This window comes from Acetohalobium arabaticum DSM 5501 (genome assembly GCF_000144695.1).
Classification (GTDB): domain Bacteria; phylum Bacillota; class Halanaerobiia; order Halobacteroidales; family Acetohalobiaceae; genus Acetohalobium; species Acetohalobium arabaticum.
This window is the reverse complement of record NC_014378.1, coordinates 2303107-2319960: the sequence shown is the minus strand read 5'-3', so window position 1 is coordinate 2319960 and position 16854 is coordinate 2303107. Positions and strand designations below refer to the sequence as shown.

The window sequence follows — 16854 nt, the reverse complement described above, 5'->3', positions numbered from 1 at the left end:
TAGACTGCTTTTTTTAATGAATAACAGGCAGAAGATGCAGCTTGGCTTTGTTCTTTGGAATCAAATAATTGCCATAATTATAAGTAAATAACTAAGGTTAGCTATTGAATCTCTTAAAAAAATGTAATATTATAAGAGTAGTTTGAGAATCTGCAGCTGGAGGCTATAATAGCATGATGCCGGTAGCCCGAAAATATAGAAGAATTATTCCTTGGGTGGTAATTCTTATCTTGGGAGCATCCTTGTTTATGACTATGTCGCTAAAATGGGATGGAGTGTTAACAAGCATTAAGGATAGATTAGTTATGGAATTAGAGTCAAGATATGGGTATAATGTTAACTTAGATAAAATTGAAATTAGCGGAGTTAATGAATTAAAACTCTATAACTTTAGTCTGGAACTTAAAGAAGATGGATTTTTATCTGTTGAGCAGGTTGAATTATCCTATGACTTGCTGGATATTGTAGCGGGTAAGACTGATTCATTAGGTAGTATTAAAGAGATTAAATTAGTTAGTCCCCGCCTTATCTATAAGCAGACTTCGAATGATCAGGCAGATGATGGTACAGATAATCTTCAGGACTTATTTGGTTCTGCTCCAATTTTAAACCATTATTCCGGCCGGATAGCTATAGAGGATGGAATGGCAGTTACTAATCTAATAGACGGTATTAGTAAGATCAGAATTAATCAAGCCGGTCTGAATCTAACTAAAGATAATCTGAAAGGAAGGTTAGATCTAACTCTGCCTGAGACTGAAACGGAGAATCTAGTTGTTAATGGGAGTACTGATGAAAATCAATTTAAGCTAACTACAGAACTGGATAACTTAGATTTAAATGTTTTATCTGAAGAATGGAAAGAAGTCTTAACCCAAAAGGGCTTTCAGCTTACAGCTGGAAAAGCAAGTGGTAACTTAGAGATTAAAGGAGGATTGGGGTTTGAGTCTTTCTCTGAGCTTGATTATAAGGGAGAGATAAGGTTAAAGGAAGGGATAATCGATTCTAATGATTTAACTTCAAAAATCCAGATTATAGATAGTAAGTTTAAGTTAAATAATCGAGTAATAAATATTAATAGCTTGGTAACTGATATTGGTGAGTCAAGACTGCAGCTATCAGGTCTAATGCACGGCTGGCAGAAGCCTACATTTTATCTGGAGTATAAAAGTTCACAGCTGGCTTTAAGTAGTATTGAGGAGTGGCTGCCGTCAGAATTAAAGTTAACAGGGATGGCAAAAGCAAAGGGGCGGATGCGGGGTTCACTAGATGATCCGACTATTCAGACTAGCCTACAACTACCTGTTGGCAGCATTAACGGATACCAAGTTATTGATCTGGAATTTAATCTGTGGTATAAGAATGAGCTGCTTACTTTTAATGATTTTAAGACGGAAGTAGCCGCTGGTATCTTAACTGGGCGCGGAACGATTAATTGGCCTAAAGATGAAGGAGTTTTATATACGGCTTCTTTGGAAGCAGAAGGGATTGATTTAGGACAGCTATCTACTATATCCCAGGCTGATTCAACTTTAACAGGGCAGGTAAACAGTAATCTAGTAATCAGCGGCCAGAATTCACTTACTGATTTAAGCCTTTTCGGTAGTGCTCAAGTTACTGATGGAACTTTAATGCAGTATGAGTTTGATACTTTAGACAGCAGTTTTTGGTTCAGTAATAATCAATTATTAATAAGTGATTTAAATCTAAAATCGGATGGAAGTAAGTGGCAGGCTCAAGGTTTAATCGATGATCAAAGAAATTTGAATTTAAGTATTACTGCTGATGATGTTAAACTATCTCAGCTGGATGGTGTACATAATTATCGAGATCTAGCTGGAACTGCATCTCTGCAGGGACAAGTAAAAGGGAAGCTTACTGATCCAGAATTTTCAGGTGAAGTTCAGATAAAAGATGCTAGTTATGCCCAAAGAAGTGTCGATGAGATAATAGGAGTTATAAGCTATAGGCAGAAAAGAATAGGCTTAAATGATGTTCTTATTAATGACCAGAAGAGAAAGTATCAATTGGCAGGAGAGATAGAATTAGCTAAAGAGCCTAAACTGGATCTTGAGCTCAAGACTAAAGCAGGAAAAGTAGCAAGTTTATATAAATTAATTAGTGACCAACCGATTTATGATATTCACGGCCGATTTAGCGGGAGCTTAAGGATTATAGGTCCTATTAATGAGTTGAGAATGGCAGGAAGGATTAATTTATTAAAGGGCCAGATTCATGGTATTGGATTAACTTCAGGTTCTTCAAGCTTTAGCTGGGAGAATGATACTCTAAAATTAGAGAGTATACAATTGTTTGGAGTGGAGTCCCAGCTTATAGGAAGCGGCCGGATTGAGAAAAACGGAGGACTGGCTCTTGATTTAGAGGCTGAAAATATAGATTTAGCTAAATTGGAATTAGATAATTATGATATTATTGATAGTAGTACGATTCAAGGCAGTTTGGACTTTACAGGTGAGGTAAGAGGAGATATTTCGCGGCCTGTTTTAGCTGGTGAGGTTAAGTTAAATAAATTAGCAGTCAATAGATATAACTTCCAAAGAGTAGTAGGAAGTGTAGAGTATACAGGAGATAAACTAGACTTAAGAAATCTGACAGCAGTTCAGGGAGCAACAGAGTATCAAGCTGAGGGGAAGCTTAATCTAAACAAGGAGAAGTTTTCAAATTTAGCTTTGGAATTAACTAATGGTCAATTGAATGAAGTAATTGAGCTGCTGCCGCTTAAAGAAGTAGAGCATGATATTCCGCACAGTTTCTTTGGAACTATGACAATCAATGGTGAATTTGAGGCGCCAGAGGTTAAAGGGAGATTAATAGCAAAAGATATTGACCGTAATGGATATCTGTTAGTAGATGGTAGTTATGATTTTGGTTCTGGAGCCGACCTTAATGTGGAAACTCAAGACTTTGCTTTAGCTCCATTTAATCAGCTAGTTCCAGCTTTAGAAGCTATAGGAGGCGATTTAAATTTAACTGCTGAGCTTGAAGGTGAACTGGAGAAGTTAGATATAGAATCCACAGTAGAGATTATAGACGGACGAGTTGGAACTTTGAAGTATGATAATTTAAAAGGAGGGCTGGCTTTAACCAAAGGAAAGCTAGTAAAGCTGACTGAACCATTAAAGCTGAGAGTAAATGATGATAATTTATTTCGGATTACGGGGTATCTGCCGTTGAAGAATAGAGAAGCCTCTTTATATCTCAATATTAATCTCGATAACGGAAATTTGAATCTGTTGCCGCTTTTAGTTGAAGGAGTTAAAACAGCCGAAGGGACAGGAAATTTTGATTTAACAGTTTCAGGCAGCAGAGCAGAGCCTGATTTTGCTGGAGAGGTTGAAATAGATTCAGGCAGATTAGATATAGCTGGGTTAGCAGAAAGTATTTCGAATCTGGAAGGTAGAGCAGAGATTAAAGATCAGAGACTGAAGCTTAAGTATTTAACTGGCCGGCAGGGTCAGGGGCAGTTTAAGGCTCAGGGAAGTATGGGAGTTACTGGCTGGCAGCCTGGCCAAATAGACTTAGATTTTTCAGGAGAAAGGATTGTTATCGATCATGGTTCCTGGCAGGGAGAGAATGATCTTGATATTACAGTTAAAGGAGATATAACTGAACCTTTGATCAGCGGCAGTATTTTAGTTTATGATACTAAAATCTCTCTTCCTTTTGAATGGCCGACCGGTAAAAAGGATTCAGACTCAGCGATTAAACCTAACTTTGATCTTAATCTTGAACCTGGCGATAATGTCAGAGTTCAGAATGATAATATAGATATTCTAGTGGAGAGTGGTAGTTTACAGTTGGTAACTATTGAGGATAGTATTCAATTAGAGGGGAGTGTAAGTTCTAAAATCGGCAGCTTCAATTATTACAATACGGATTTTGAATTAGAATCCGGTTCTGCTATCTTTGATAGGTACGAAGGACATATTCCTTACCTTAATTTAACGGCTACTACTGAAGTAGATAATATTCAACAGTCGATAGAAGATAAGAAGCAAGAAGAGGAAGACGGAGAAGCGATTCAGAATGGTTCACAAGAAGATGCTGTTAATCAAGTAGATGCAAAAGAAGTGTTGGTTACATTAAAATTAAGCGGTTTAGCTGATCAAATGGAGATTAATCTGGAATCAAATCCTTCGTTGAGTAGACAGGAGATTATTACCCTGCTGGCTCAACAGGGAGGACTGCAGGGTTTTCTGACTAAAGATTATGATAAGATGATTCGGGCTGAATTTTTTAGAATGCTTGAATCCAGAATTGATGTAAAGATTCTGTCTAATATTGAAGAGACAGTAGAAGATAAGTGGAATCTGGATAGATTCAGGATCTATACCGGATTCAACAGCGGCTTGAAGATAAAAATGGGTAAAAGCATAACTGATGATTTGATGCTGAAGTATAATCAAGATTTCGATGAGGATAAGGAACATTCCCTTGGATTTGAGTATCAGATTATGGATAGCATGAAGGATATAATTCTGAATGGTTCACTGAATAATGATGAAGAGTATAAACTGGAGTTAGAAACTAACTTTTCTTTTAACTAAAGACTGGATATTTATTGAAGGAGGAGACAAACTTGCAAAACAAATCAAAGTTTTTGGTTCTGTTACTTACTGTGGCGGTTTTTTTGGCTAGCAGTAATCTGGTGTTGGCAGCACAGCAGGAGCTTAAGAATGATAACTTGATTACTGCTATCGAAGTTGAGGGTAATAAGAAGATTTCTAAAGAAGAGATTCTAGAAGTGGTTGAGACTGAAGTAGGAGAACAGATTTCCAATCAGAAATTACAGAATGATCTACAGGCTATCTTTGATTTAGGATACTTCTTTGATGTACAGGCTTCCTTTGAAAGTTACCGCAACGGCGTTAAGTTAATCTTTGAAGTAGTAGAGAATCCTGACTTAAAAAGTTTAGAATTTAAAGGAAATAAATCGATTGCTAGCAAGAAATTAAAAGAGATATTGGATCTTAAAGAGGATAAGCTATTAGATACCAATCAATTAAATAAAGGACTGCGCGAGATTGAAGCTTATTATAATGAGCAGGGTTATGTATTAGCCCAAATAGAAGATGTTTTAATGAAGAAGGATGGAACGCTAAAAGTAAAGATTAATGAAGGTAAAGTAGCAAAAATTAAGATTGAGGGAAATGAAAAGACTAAAGACTTTGTAATTAAACGTAAATTATCTCTGGAACCAGGAGATGTCTTTAATGCAGACCAGATGAGGCAGGATCTGCGCGATATCTATAACTTAGGCTTCTTTAAGGATATCAAACCTGAATTGAATCAGACTTCTGCAGAGAAGAATGAAGTAGCATTGAATATAAAGGTAGAAGAGCGTAAAACAGGAAATGTCGGTGTCGGTGCCGGATACAGTAGTTCTGACGGCTGGTTAGGACATTTTGAGATTCAGGAGAAGAACTTCAGAGGCCGGGCCCAGAGATTAGGCTTTCGTTGGGAAGTAGGAGAAGAGAATACCACCTATGAATTGAGCTTCTATGAACCATGGGCTTTTGGCAGTGATACTTCTGTTAGTTTTAGTATTTATGACCGCAGGGATGAAAAGACTGGTTTTTATGATCCTACTGATGAAACTGATGAAGGAATAGATTATGAAGAGCATGAAAAAGGAGGAAGTATTACACTTGGACATCCTTTAGGTTATGATGTGCAAGGCTATCTAACCTATGAATATAACAAGACGATCAATGAAGCATTGGAAGGTGAAACAGCTCTGCCAGAAGGACAGGAGAGTAATACTCGCAGTCTGACTTCCAGTTTTGTCCGAGATACCAGGAATGATGTCTTTAATCCCACAGATGGCCGTAAGGATAAGCTTTCTGTTGAGTATGCCGGACAGGCTTTAGGTGGAGATAATGACTTTACTAAGTATCAGTTAGATCTTAGGGATTATACCCCTGACTTTATGTTTGAGGATAACAGCTGGGCCTTTCGTTTTAAAGCAGGATTGAGTGAAGGACTGGATGAAGAAGGGCTTGACCATGAACGCTATCGAATTGGTGGGCCGCAGACTCTGCGCGGTTTTAAAGATGATCAATTTGTCGGGGAAGAGATTATGTTATTCAATGCTGAATATAGAATTCCATTTGCTGATAACTTTACTGGAGTCTTATTTACTGATGCCGGTAAAGCTTGGAATAAAGATGAAGGATTTGATTTTGATGATATCAATAAATCAGCTGGAGTGGGAGTTAGATTCAAGACGCCGATGGGACAGCTGCGGCTGGATTACGGCTGGCAGGAAGAAGATTCTAGATTACATTTCAGTATAGGCCAATTATTCTAAAACAGAGAAAGGGGTTCAATAATGTTTAAAGAAAATAAATTAATCAAGATATTAGCTTTAACTTTAGTTTTGAGTCTAGGAATAGGAGCAGTAGTTGTCTTATCCCCAATGGTGAAGGCTAAATCTGAAGTAAAAAAAGCAGTTGCTTATGTTGATTTTGGTAAGTTATTGAAAAACCATCCTAAACGGGATGAAGTTGATGCTGAGTTTAACCAGTATTATCAGAATTTAAAAGAAGAATTAGGTTCTGAACTACAATCGAAGTTAGAAGAAACTAGCGGAGATGAACGCCAGAAACTGCTGCAGAATTATAACCAAAGGCTGAATGAACAGGTTAAGCAGCGCCAGGCTGAACTGTTACAGCCGCTTAAAGAAGATATTGATGCTACTATCAAAAAAGTAGCAGCTAAAGAAGAGGTTGCAGTAGTACTCCATAAAGAATCAGTAGTCTATGGAGGTAATGACCTGACTGATAAGGTCTTAAAGGCTATGGAAGAGCAAACAGAAAGTAATTAAGCTGTTAAAGGCTTATAAGGAAGTGAGGAATAAAGATGCAGCGTAAGTTATGGTGGAAAGTAGGGAGCTTGTTAGTTGGTATCTTATTTGTAGTCCAGTTGATGGGCTGTAATAACACTTTATCTATTGATAAATCCAGTCAGAATAAATCTGAAGCTGTATCAAATAAAATAGGAATAGTCGATTTAGAAGAATTAAAAGCGGTTCATCCTGAAGCTGAAGTATTAAAAGAGTTGAATAAACAGATTAAGGATAGTCAGATTAATTTAGAAGAGCAGCAGGGTTTTTTGAATTTAACTTCTCAGAATAGAGAAGAACATCTACAGAGTATTAATGAACAGATAAATAAGCGCCTTCAGGATATTAAATCAGAGTATCAAACTAAGATAGATGAACGGGTTGAAAAAACAAAAGAGGAATTAAATGCTTATAAAGAAAGTTTTAAGCAGGAGACCGAAGAAAAGTTTGAACAGAAAAAAAGAGAAATTAGAGCAGGTCTGGACCAGAAGATAGATAAACGAAAGGAAGAACAGAGTACGGAATTACAGGACTACCAACAGAAGTTGAATAAGGAATATAATAGGAAAATTTTGAATTTGAGATTAAAACTGCAGATGCTGGATCTGTCCTCAAAAGAGCGGAAGGAATACCAGCAGCAGTTAGCCAAGTTAGAAACTGAACGTAAAGAAAAGTTAGCTAAGAAGAAGGAAGAATTACAGAAAAAGCTGCAGGAATATGTTTCAGAACAGCAGAAAGAGGCTGAAGAAAAGCTGCGTTCCTATCATCAAAAATTGACTGAACAGATGCAGCAGAAAATAAATAATAAACAAGAAGAAGCCAATCAGGAATTACAGAACTATATTAAAGAACAGAATCAGCTCTTACAGCAAGAGATAGAGACTAAAAGAGAAGAGTTGACTACTAAACTGAAGAATACAATTGTGGAAACAGAGGAGAAACTGGATACGAATATTACAGAGAGAAATGAAGAGTTAGCAGCTAACTTAGAAAAGGTTAAAGAGGATAGGAATAGATTAGAAAAGAAAATTAATGAAGATATTAAAGAAAGGATAGCTGAAGTAGCTGAAGATAAAGGACTGGATGTGGTATTAACTAATTATAGTAGTAGTCTGTCTGCAACCAATATTACAGAAGATGTAGCCGTTAAATTGAAAGAATAAGCTAACTAGTTTAGGAGGGCTAAGATGGATAAGAGATTGAAGTTATTATTGATTGGATTGACAGTTTTAGTCTTAGCTACTGGCTGTGCCCAACAGGATAAAGTAGCTGTTGTTAATATGCAGGAAATAGTGAAAAAAAGCAGCCGCATTCAGAATTATCAGGAGCAGTTGGACAATAAATTACAGAATTTACAGACTGAGTATGAATCAGAACTGGAGAATATAGAGAATGAAGAAAAATTAGAACAGAAGCGTCAAGAAGCTTACCAAGAAAGTCAGGAGATTAAATCAAAGATTGAATCTAAAGTGAAGAAAGATATACAGAAGGCTATTGCTAAAGTAGCTGAAGATAATAGGATAGATGTAGTCTTGGATCAGAATAATGTGAAATACGGAGGAGTAGATATTACTGATAAGGTTATTGAGACCTTGAAGAATTAGATTAACCTTGCTAAAGGGAGGCTTATAGAAGTTGGAGGTACCATTAAAAGAGCTGGCAGAGTTAGTAGATGGAGAGATAATAGGAGAAGTTGAACTCATAATTTCTGGTGTGGGCGGGGTAGAAAATGTAGCTAAAGGGGAGATTACCTTTGCCCAGAGCGATGAGTACTTAACGAAAGCAGAATCCAGTTTGGCAGCAGCAGTTATTGTTGCTGATGAGATTGAATCGGACAAGACTCTGCTGAAGGTTGATAATCCGAGACTGGCTTTTGCTAAGATTGCTCATGAATTTGAACCTGAGTTATATAAAACGAATGAAATTCATTCTACAGCAGTAATAGCTGATGATGTAGAATGCGGCAGTAATGTTTCGATAGGACCGCAGGTTACTATTGAATCAGGAGTTTCAATTGGAGATAATGTGAGAATAGCAGCGGGAGCTCATATAGGTTCTCAGGTTAAGATTGGTGCTGAAACTATTATTCATCCCAATGTGGTAATTATGCATCAGACTGAAGTAGGAAATAGAGTAATTATTCATCCTGGAGCTGTAATTGGAAGTGACGGTTATGGTTTTGAGACTACTTCCGAAGGACATTATAAAGTACCGCAGTTAGGTAATGTAATAATTGAGGATGATGTAGAATTAGGAGCAAATGTTACTATCGACCGGGGGACTACTGGATCAACAGTCATCGGCAGAGGTACTAAGACTGATAATTTGGTGCATATTGCACATAATGTTAGAATAGCAGCAGATTGTCTTTTAGTTGCCCAGGTAGGGATTGCCGGTAGTGCTGAGATTGGAGAGGGGGTGACATTAGCGGGCAAGGCTGGAGTAGTCGGCCACTTAGAAGTTGGAGCCAATACTACTGTAGCGGCTCAGAGTATTATTACTAATGATGTACCGCCTGATTCCTTCTATTCTGGCTATCCAGCCCGGGAACATAAGTCGGAAATGAGAATTAAGGCGGCACGGCGGAAATTACCTGCAATGGTAAAGGAATTAAGAGAATTAAAAAAAGAAGTTAAGAGTTTGAAGGAAGAAGTAAAGGAGGGGTAACTTTAATGAAATTAAAGAAAAATGCAAATTTATTAGTAATTACATTACTGGTCGGATTAATGTTAACTGTCGGTGGTACTGCTGTAGCTAGTACTGCTTTTGAAGGAGGCTTTAGCGGTCTAATTAAAACCCCTACTGCTGATGTTTTACCTTATAATAAGGCGACAGTGGGCTATCATCATACTGATAGAGCTAATCTAGTTCTATTTAATTACGGAGCCTATGATAATTTTGAGTTAGGACTGTCCAATTACTGGTATGATGATGAGGTTAGAGCTGATGATGATCTATTTTTAAATGCTAAATTACAGCTGTTAGAGGAGAATAATAGTCAGCCGGCTGTATCGATGGGGCTGGTGGATGAAGACTTCTATGCAGTAGCCAGTAGTAACCTGGATTATGATTTAAGAGGCCATGTGGGACTCGGTAATGGAGACTTTGATGGGCTGTTTGCTGGAATAAGCAAAACGATTAATCCGGTAACTATCTCTACTAAAGAAGAGAATAATCTCCAGATGCCGGTAACTACTTTAATGATGGAGTATATTGATCAGGAATTCAATGTAGGTGCTAAATTTAAATTAACTTCAGAGTTTAATTTTAATTTAGCTGTAGAGGATTTATCTGATCTATCAGCTGGAATTAACTTTAATACTCAATTTTAAATAAGTTAGCTATAAGCAGTTTCTCACTAATTAGTGAGAAACTGCTTTTTGTACGTTAATTTACGTTTAATTTATATAATATGTTACTTTCAAGATATTGCAGATTATAGTCAACAAATCTCTTACGCTTGCCATTCGTTCGACATCCTGTCTCACTCATTCTCAAAAACTGACTCTCCATCGTCCATGATTCCGAGTCAGTTTTAAGAGTCGCTGCAGAGAAATGTTGACTAGTTGGAATCTAATATATTTACTTCTATTGACTATTCCTGCAATATCATAAATGAGATTATACCGACTATGCTAGGTAACTATAAACAAGAAATATCTTCCTGATCAATCCATTAATTACCTCCTTTGCTCTATTTACGCCCTTGATTCTAGATGGTATAATTACAGAGGATAGGAGTGAAAAGAGTGGAGATTTTAAAATATAGATTCCGAACTGATCTGTTGATTTGGCTGATTGTCGTTATTTTGGTTGGCAGCAGTCTAGCTAGCGGAATCGGCTATTTGGCTGATAATTATTTTGGAGATACTGTCAATAGTCTAATGGGGGATTATGGTAAGTATGATTTTCTATTGACAGTCAATCAGGAGCTGACTGATTCTGCTATGAAGGAAATTAAAGAGGTTAAGGAGGAGAAACTGCCTGGTTCAAAGCTAAAGAAGGGAATTACTGTAGCAGGAACAGTTAATTACTTTCTACAGGTGGATGATAAGCTGCGTACTAAAGCTGTTTTTTCTAAGGTAGATAATTACTTTGAGGAGATAATTGGAGTCGATAATGTATCTTTGATGGCTGAACCGAAGATTTCTCTACAGGGAATGATAGGCGATACTAAGAACTTTTTTAATCAAAAGATAAGTAAGTTATCAGAAGTTGATTTTATCCTGCCTACCGGTTCCGGGTTGAATATTATTCTAAAACAGTCTGCTGACTTGCAGGAAACTACGGAACAGATTGAAGGGATTCTGGATGACTATCGATTATTACAGATCAGATTTCCTATTGCCCAATCACCAGAGGAGATTACTGAACTAAATCTGAATTTGCGTCAAAAATTACAGAAGGAGTTTTCTTCCCAGGAGATTCAGAGTCTCAATTCCGGCCAGCGTAGAGATTTGGATGACTTAATTAAGACTATGACTCAGATGAAAAAATTCTTAATGGAGTATGCTACCATTGTTGAGGCTGAGCTTCCGGCTGATTTGAAGGTTAGTGCGACAGAAAGATTTGCTTTAGCGAGCCAGGAGGATGGTTCTTTAGCTGTGGGGGATAAGATTACTCCAGAAACGATTCTGTTAACTCCGCTACAGAGAGAGGATGGATTACTGCAGCTAATCATCAAGCGGGGCGATGGAACTGAGATTGGAGGTCAGAGCCTTTATTTAATCAGTCAGGAAGGCATAGTAAAACAGAAATTTGAAGTAGCTAATATAGAACAGCCGCGTTATCTGTTACAGAAAGCAGTAGGGGAGACTAAAGAATTAGTACCTAAATTAGCTTCGCTTGTAGATACTGCTGAAAAGGTTAATCAGAATTTCTTAAACTGGTTAACAGAATATCGGCAGGGGATCGATCAGATTCAGGGGTTACAGGAAGAATTAGTCGGGCAACAGGATAAGTTAACCTCTATAGTTTCGGATGGAAGTAGAGATTTAGAGCAGTTAAGAGCAGCGGTGAATGATATTTCTGCTGTTACTACTAGCTTAGAAGAAAGTGTAGCAGAGATGTACCGGTTAAGAGAAAAGTTAATTGAGATTAATTCTAACTTTAAAGGTTTTGAACGGAATTTAGAAAAACAGGTAGCTGCTTTATCTTTAGTAGGCGTGGAGGATGAACGGTTAACTAATCTGCGGGATTCGGTTAAGACTCTACAGCAGAAGACCGATGGCGAGATGGATAGAATAATTAGCAGAATTAATTCCTATAATCCGCTTTTAAATAAGCTGGAGGAGTGGAATAATAATTTAAAAAGGGTACAGCAACTGCTGCAGGCTGGTTCCGATCTGAATCTGAATTCGCCTGAACTAAAGGGAGCTGTGAAAGGGGTAGTAGGAGATTTAGACGGTATAATGGCTGAATTAGGCAGCCTGGAATCCGGCGTAAAGGATTTAAATCAGCTGAATTTCAAACTGATTATTACAGAGTTAGACCATGTACAGAATGTTTTGCCTGATCTGCGGGATGAAGAGATTACAGGAACGATTCAGCTGCTGGATAAGTATTTAGCCGGTCAAGTTGTGCCTGGCAAAGAGCTCAATTTTTTAGTCAATCAGAGTGTTAATCAGGGAGCTCTGGAGTCTAAGGTTGAGGATTATTTTGCCCAGCAGGAGTATGATATCAAGCAGTTATTTACAGCTCCTGGCCTACTACAGCCTAATGTTAGAGGAGAGTTCTTTAGAATTTTAGGAGAGGTGAGGGCTGTTTTAACGGCGGTGATTGCTCTAGTCTTTACTATCTTTGTACTCTTTATGGACCAGTCATTAGTGATGGCTACAATTCAGAGAAGAAACCAACAGGAGTCCAATAGATTAATTAAGGTTCTAAACTCCAGTTATCTATATGGATTTGTCTTAGGCGGAGTAGTATTAAGCAGTATCTTCTATATCTCCCAGGCTAAACTGCCTTTGTTAAATCTGGAGTATATATTTCTGATAGGCAGCAGTCTTGGAATGTTGGCCGCCAATAAAGCCGGCTCTATTAATCCGCTTGATGAGGCTGAATTTTTGGCCGGTGAGGCTTTAGGGTTAAGCTATACTGAGATTATGCATGAGATTGTCATTCCCCAGGGAAGACCGGGAGTATTAACAATACTGAACAGAAGGAAGATGATCTTTGCTTAATAATTTAGTCTTGATATTTAGAAATGATGTGATAAGCTAATGTTGAAAGTAAGAGAATTATATAAGTCTTATGGTGAAGTACAGATTCTTAAGGGCGTTAATTTTGATGTAAGCCAGGGAGAGACCGTTATTATTATGGGGCCTAGCGGCTGTGGAAAGTCAACAACTATTCGCTGTATCAACCGATTGACGGAACCTGACGGCGGGCAGATAATCTATAAAGGCTGTGATTTATTAGAGTTAAACCAGGCTGAACTTTTAAAAGCAAGACAGGATATCGGCTTTGTTTTTCAGAATTTTAATTTAATAGATCGGCTGACAGTTTTTGATAATATTATGTTAGCCTTATATAAACAGGATACTTTATCATTAACAGACAAGGAAGCGGTAGTTGAAGACAGTCTAAATCAGGTTCAGCTCGGTGACTTCAGTAATAGATATCCTCAAGACTTAAGCGGCGGCCAGAAACAGCGAGTAGCAATTGCTAGAGCTTTGGCCTTAAAGCCTGATTTAATGCTGTTGGATGAACCGACTGCTTCTTTGGATCCAATTTTAGTTAGTGAAGTTCTAGAAGTGTTGGAATCAATAACTGCTAATCAGAATAGGACACTGCTGATTGTAACCCATGAACTGGATTTTGCTTATCGGGTAGCTGATAGAATTCTATTAATGGACAACGGAAAGATAGTAGAAGAAGGGCCTCCTGAACAGGTTTTTGAGAATCCAACCTCTGAAGTAGGTAAAAAATATAATAATTTGATCAGAGACCACTGAATTTTATAGAAAATGTTGAAGGATATAAGCGGTTTGCTATGGAAATAATTAAAAATAGGAAGGAAGGAGGCAATTATGCATATAGATTCTAAGCGGCAGCAGACAATAAAACAGGAGATTACTTATACAGGAACCGGCCTCCATACAGGAAACCAGCAGATCACTATAACCTGTAAGCCTTTAACTGCTAATAGCGGTATTAGATTTAAAAGAACTGATCTCCCATCAGCGCCAGAGATAGAAGCTGTTGTTGATAATATTGTATCCACTAAACGGTCTACTAGTCTAGGAACTGACCAATGGCAGATAAGTACTGTTGAACACTTACTGGCTGCCTTAAATGGATTAAAAATCGATAATCTCTTAATTGAAATTGATGCTGGTGAAGTACCGATAACTGATGGTAGTTCTTTAGTTTTTACAGAACTATTACAGAAGGCAGGTATCAAACAGCAGAATAAGAAATGTGAAATCCATGCAATTGAAGAAGCAGTTTGGGCTAGAGAAGGAGATACTTATTTGGTAGCCTTACCTGGACCGGAGCTTAAAATTACCTATACTTTTGTTTCTGATCATCCAGCAGTAGGAAACCAGTTTGGTGAATTTACTATAGATGAGAAGACTTTTATTAACCAGATAGCTCCCAGCCGGACCTTTGGTTTTGCTAGTGAAATAGAAGCACTGCAAGAAGAGGGATTGGCTTTAGGGGGGAGTTTGGATAATGCAGTTTTGATTGGAGAAGAGGAGATTGTCAATGAGTTGAGGTTTGAAGATGAGATAGTAAGACATAAAATTTTGGATATAATAGGGGATCTAGCCTTAATTAAGCCTTTTAGAGGCCATATTATTGCAGTTCGTTCTGGACATGCTCTAAATAGAAGGCTGGCCCACAAGATTAAGCAGCAGGTGATGCACTGTTGGTAAAAAGTAAATAAAAGGAGGATGAGTTATGTTTGATATAAACGAGATTAAGGATATCTTACCACATCGTTATCCTTTCTTATTAATCGATAGAATTCTGGAGTTTGAAGAAAAGGAAAGAGTAGTAGGTTTGAAGAATGTAACTGTCAATGAAGAATTCTTCAACGGCCATTATCCGGAGCATCCAGTAATGCCGGGAGTATTGATTGTGGAGACTATGGCCCAGATAGGCGGTTTTGTTATGATGGACAGCAATGAGGAGAATAAAGAACAGCTTCCTTATTTTGCTGGAATTGATAAAGCCAGGTTTAGAAAGCCGGTTGTACCTGGTGACCAACTAAGGATTGAAGCTGAAGTTTTAAAATTAAGAGGTAAAATCGGTAAAATATCAGCTACGGCCTCAGTTGATGGAGAAGTAGCGGCTGAAGCTAAACTGATGTTTGCCATGCAGGATAAGTAATTAGGGAGGATAATAAATAATGAAAGAAGTTAATAAGGGAAATAATATTGTTCATTTAGCCGAGGTACATGAAACGGCAATTGTTAAATCAGGGGCTAAGATAGGAAAGAATGTCAAGATCGGCCCTTATAGTGTTATTGGGGAGCATGTTGAAATTGGTGATGGAACAGAGATAGGTTCTCATGTAGTTATCGAAGGCTGGACTGAGATTGGTAAAAATAATGAAATCTTTACTGGTGCTTCTATTGGTCAAAAACCGCAGGATTTGAAGTTTGATGGAGAAAAGAGTTATTTAACAATTGGAGACGATAATATTATTCGTGAGTATGCAACTATCCACCGCGGAACTGAAGAAGGCGGTTTGGAAACAAAGATTGGTAATGATAATTTAATTATGGCTTACTGTCATGTAGCCCATGACTGCCAAGTGGGTAATAATATAGTCATGTCTAATGCTACTAACTTAGGGGGCCATGTAGTTGTTGAAGATTCGGCAGTTATCTCTGGTATGGTAGGAGTCCATCAATTCGTCCGCATCGGTAAGATGACAATGATAGGTGCTCATTCGAAGGTGGTTAAGGATGTACCTCCGTATATCTTAGTCGATGGACATCCAGCTACCGTTAATGGCATCAATACAGTAGGCTTAAGAAGAAATGGAGTCAATCCTGAGTTAAGAAAAGAGATTAAACAGGCCTATAAGTATCTATACCGTTCCAACCTCAATGTCTCTCAGGCAATCGAGAAGATGGACCAGGAACTGGATGCCAGTCCTGAAATTGAACATTTCTTACGTTTCTTGCATAATGCCCAGCGCGGAATCTGTAGATAGATTTTTAGGAGGATGATGATGAATAGAGTAGGACTGATTGCTGGTAACGGAAGATTACCGCTGTATTTTGCTCAGGCGGCTAAGGATAAGGCTAGAGAAGTAGTGGCTGTCAGTGTTACTGAGCAGGCTTTAGTTAATAAACTGGATTCAATCGTAGATGAAAGTTATGAACTCAGTGTTGCAAAGCTGGATAAATTAATAACTAAGCTGCAGACAGCAGGGATCAAAGAAGTGGTAATGGTAGGTAAAGTGAATAAAGACCTGATGTTTAATCTGGACTTTGATGAACGAATGACTAAATTATTAATGAACCTGGAAGAGAAGAATGATGATGCTATTCTGTTGGCTTTGGTTGAAGAGCTAGCAGCAGCGGGGATCAAGGTTAAAAAACAGACAACCTATCTGGAAAGTCTCTTACCGCAGCTGGGAACCTTGACTGAAATTGAACCGTCACCAGATATAATTAAGGATATGGAGTTTGGGTTCAAGATGGCTAAAGGGATCGGTGATCTTGACATCGGTCAGACTGTTGTGGTTAAGGATAGGGCTGTAATAGCTGTCGAAGCTATTGAAGGGACTGACCAGGCAATTTTACGCAGCGGGCAGTTGGCCGAGGGAGTAGTAGCAGCAAAAGTCAGCAAGCCCCAACAGGATTTCAGGTTTGATATTCCTACTATTGGGAAGGATACAATTAAGAATCTGATTGAGATTGGAGCTGCAGGGCTTGTAATTGAAGCAGCTAAGACCTTTATTTTAGATCGCAGGGAAGTTTGTCAGTTAGCAGATAAGGCCGGACTTCCGATTGTAGCAATGAGGTGAA

At 38.0% G+C, this 16854-nt stretch carries 13 protein-coding genes; all 13 read left to right on the top strand.

All coding sequences use genetic code 11. The annotated features are described in order from the left end of the window. Positions 1 to 176: 176 nt before the first annotated feature. The 13 genes from acear_RS11180 to acear_RS11120 all read left to right on the top strand — a co-directional run bounded on the left by acear_RS11180 (position 177) and on the right by acear_RS11120 (position 16853). Entirely contained in the window at positions 177 to 4568 is a 4392-nt protein-coding gene (locus tag acear_RS11180; RefSeq protein WP_187286627.1) for a translocation/assembly module TamB domain-containing protein, read from the top strand. 32 nt (positions 4569 to 4600) lie between these two features. Then, positions 4601 to 6331 carry a BamA/OMP85 family outer membrane protein gene (locus tag acear_RS11175; RefSeq protein ID WP_013279128.1) on the top strand — a complete coding sequence of 577 codons (1731 nt, stop codon included), beginning with the start codon at positions 4601 to 4603 and terminating at the stop codon, positions 6329 to 6331. Between the two features lie 21 nt (positions 6332 to 6352). After that, positions 6353 to 6847, top strand: a complete 495-nt coding sequence (locus tag acear_RS11170) for an OmpH/Skp family outer membrane protein (RefSeq protein WP_013279127.1) — start codon at positions 6353 to 6355, stop codon at positions 6845 to 6847. A 35-nt stretch (positions 6848 to 6882) separates the two neighbouring features. After that, positions 6883 to 8028, top strand: a complete 1146-nt coding sequence (locus acear_RS11165) for an outer membrane chaperone Skp (RefSeq protein ID WP_013279126.1) — start codon at positions 6883 to 6885, stop codon at positions 8026 to 8028. 24 nt (positions 8029 to 8052) lie between these two features. Further along, complete coding sequence (locus acear_RS11160; RefSeq protein ID WP_013279125.1) at positions 8053 to 8469, top strand: OmpH/Skp family outer membrane protein; 417 nt, start codon at positions 8053 to 8055, stop codon at positions 8467 to 8469. A 31-nt stretch (positions 8470 to 8500) separates the two neighbouring features. After that, positions 8501 to 9532, top strand: coding sequence for a UDP-3-O-(3-hydroxymyristoyl)glucosamine N-acyltransferase (lpxD, locus tag acear_RS11155; protein ID WP_013279124.1), 1032 nt, complete (start codon positions 8501 to 8503; stop codon positions 9530 to 9532). A gap of 5 nt (positions 9533 to 9537) precedes the next feature. Further along, positions 9538 to 10197: a YjbH domain-containing protein gene (locus acear_RS11150; protein WP_013279123.1), complete on the top strand. Its 660-nt coding sequence runs from the start codon at positions 9538 to 9540 to the stop codon at positions 10195 to 10197. Between the two features lie 417 nt (positions 10198 to 10614). Further along, positions 10615 to 13047, top strand: coding sequence for a coiled-coil domain-containing protein (locus acear_RS11145; RefSeq protein WP_013279122.1), 2433 nt, complete (start codon positions 10615 to 10617; stop codon positions 13045 to 13047). 39 nt (positions 13048 to 13086) lie between these two features. Continuing rightward, the gene (locus acear_RS11140) at positions 13087 to 13821 is read left to right on the top strand and encodes an amino acid ABC transporter ATP-binding protein (protein ID WP_013279121.1); all 735 of its coding nucleotides are present in this window, start codon (positions 13087 to 13089) and stop codon (positions 13819 to 13821) included. A 75-nt stretch (positions 13822 to 13896) separates the two neighbouring features. Beyond that, complete coding sequence (lpxC, locus tag acear_RS11135) at positions 13897 to 14745, top strand: UDP-3-O-acyl-N-acetylglucosamine deacetylase (protein ID WP_013279120.1); 849 nt, start codon at positions 13897 to 13899, stop codon at positions 14743 to 14745. A 25-nt stretch (positions 14746 to 14770) separates the two neighbouring features. Continuing rightward, a complete protein-coding gene (gene fabZ / locus acear_RS11130; protein WP_013279119.1) occupies positions 14771 to 15202 on the top strand; it encodes a 3-hydroxyacyl-ACP dehydratase FabZ in 432 nt (143 codons plus the stop codon). 19 nt (positions 15203 to 15221) lie between these two features. Further along, positions 15222 to 16034 (top strand): acyl-ACP--UDP-N-acetylglucosamine O-acyltransferase, encoded by an 813-nt coding sequence (lpxA, locus tag acear_RS11125; RefSeq protein WP_013279118.1) that lies wholly within the window; start codon positions 15222 to 15224, stop codon positions 16032 to 16034. A gap of 18 nt (positions 16035 to 16052) precedes the next feature. After that, positions 16053 to 16853, top strand: a complete 801-nt coding sequence (locus acear_RS11120) for an LpxI family protein (protein ID WP_013279117.1) — start codon at positions 16053 to 16055, stop codon at positions 16851 to 16853. Position 16854 lies beyond the last annotated feature (1 nt).

Bases quoted from the DNA above. Each gene is read 5' to 3' on its own strand.
- acear_RS11180 (WP_187286627.1), top strand. From the start codon at position 177: ATGCCGGTAGCCCGAAAATATAGAAGAATTATTCCTTGGGTGGTAATT.
- acear_RS11170 (WP_013279127.1), top strand. From the start codon at position 6,353: ATGTTTAAAGAAAATAAATTAATCAAGATATTAGCTTTAACTTTAGTT.
- acear_RS11165 (WP_013279126.1), top strand. From the start codon at position 6,883: ATGCAGCGTAAGTTATGGTGGAAAGTAGGGAGCTTGTTAGTTGGTATC.
- acear_RS11160 (WP_013279125.1), top strand. From the start codon at position 8,053: ATGGATAAGAGATTGAAGTTATTATTGATTGGATTGACAGTTTTAGTC.
- acear_RS11150 (WP_013279123.1), top strand. From the start codon at position 9,538: ATGAAATTAAAGAAAAATGCAAATTTATTAGTAATTACATTACTGGTC.
- acear_RS11140 (WP_013279121.1), top strand. From the start codon at position 13,087: ATGTTGAAAGTAAGAGAATTATATAAGTCTTATGGTGAAGTACAGATT.
- lpxC (WP_013279120.1), top strand. From the start codon at position 13,897: ATGCATATAGATTCTAAGCGGCAGCAGACAATAAAACAGGAGATTACT.
- fabZ (WP_013279119.1), top strand. From the start codon at position 14,771: ATGTTTGATATAAACGAGATTAAGGATATCTTACCACATCGTTATCCT.
- lpxA (WP_013279118.1), top strand. From the start codon at position 15,222: ATGAAAGAAGTTAATAAGGGAAATAATATTGTTCATTTAGCCGAGGTA.
- acear_RS11120 (WP_013279117.1), top strand. From the start codon at position 16,053: ATGAATAGAGTAGGACTGATTGCTGGTAACGGAAGATTACCGCTGTAT.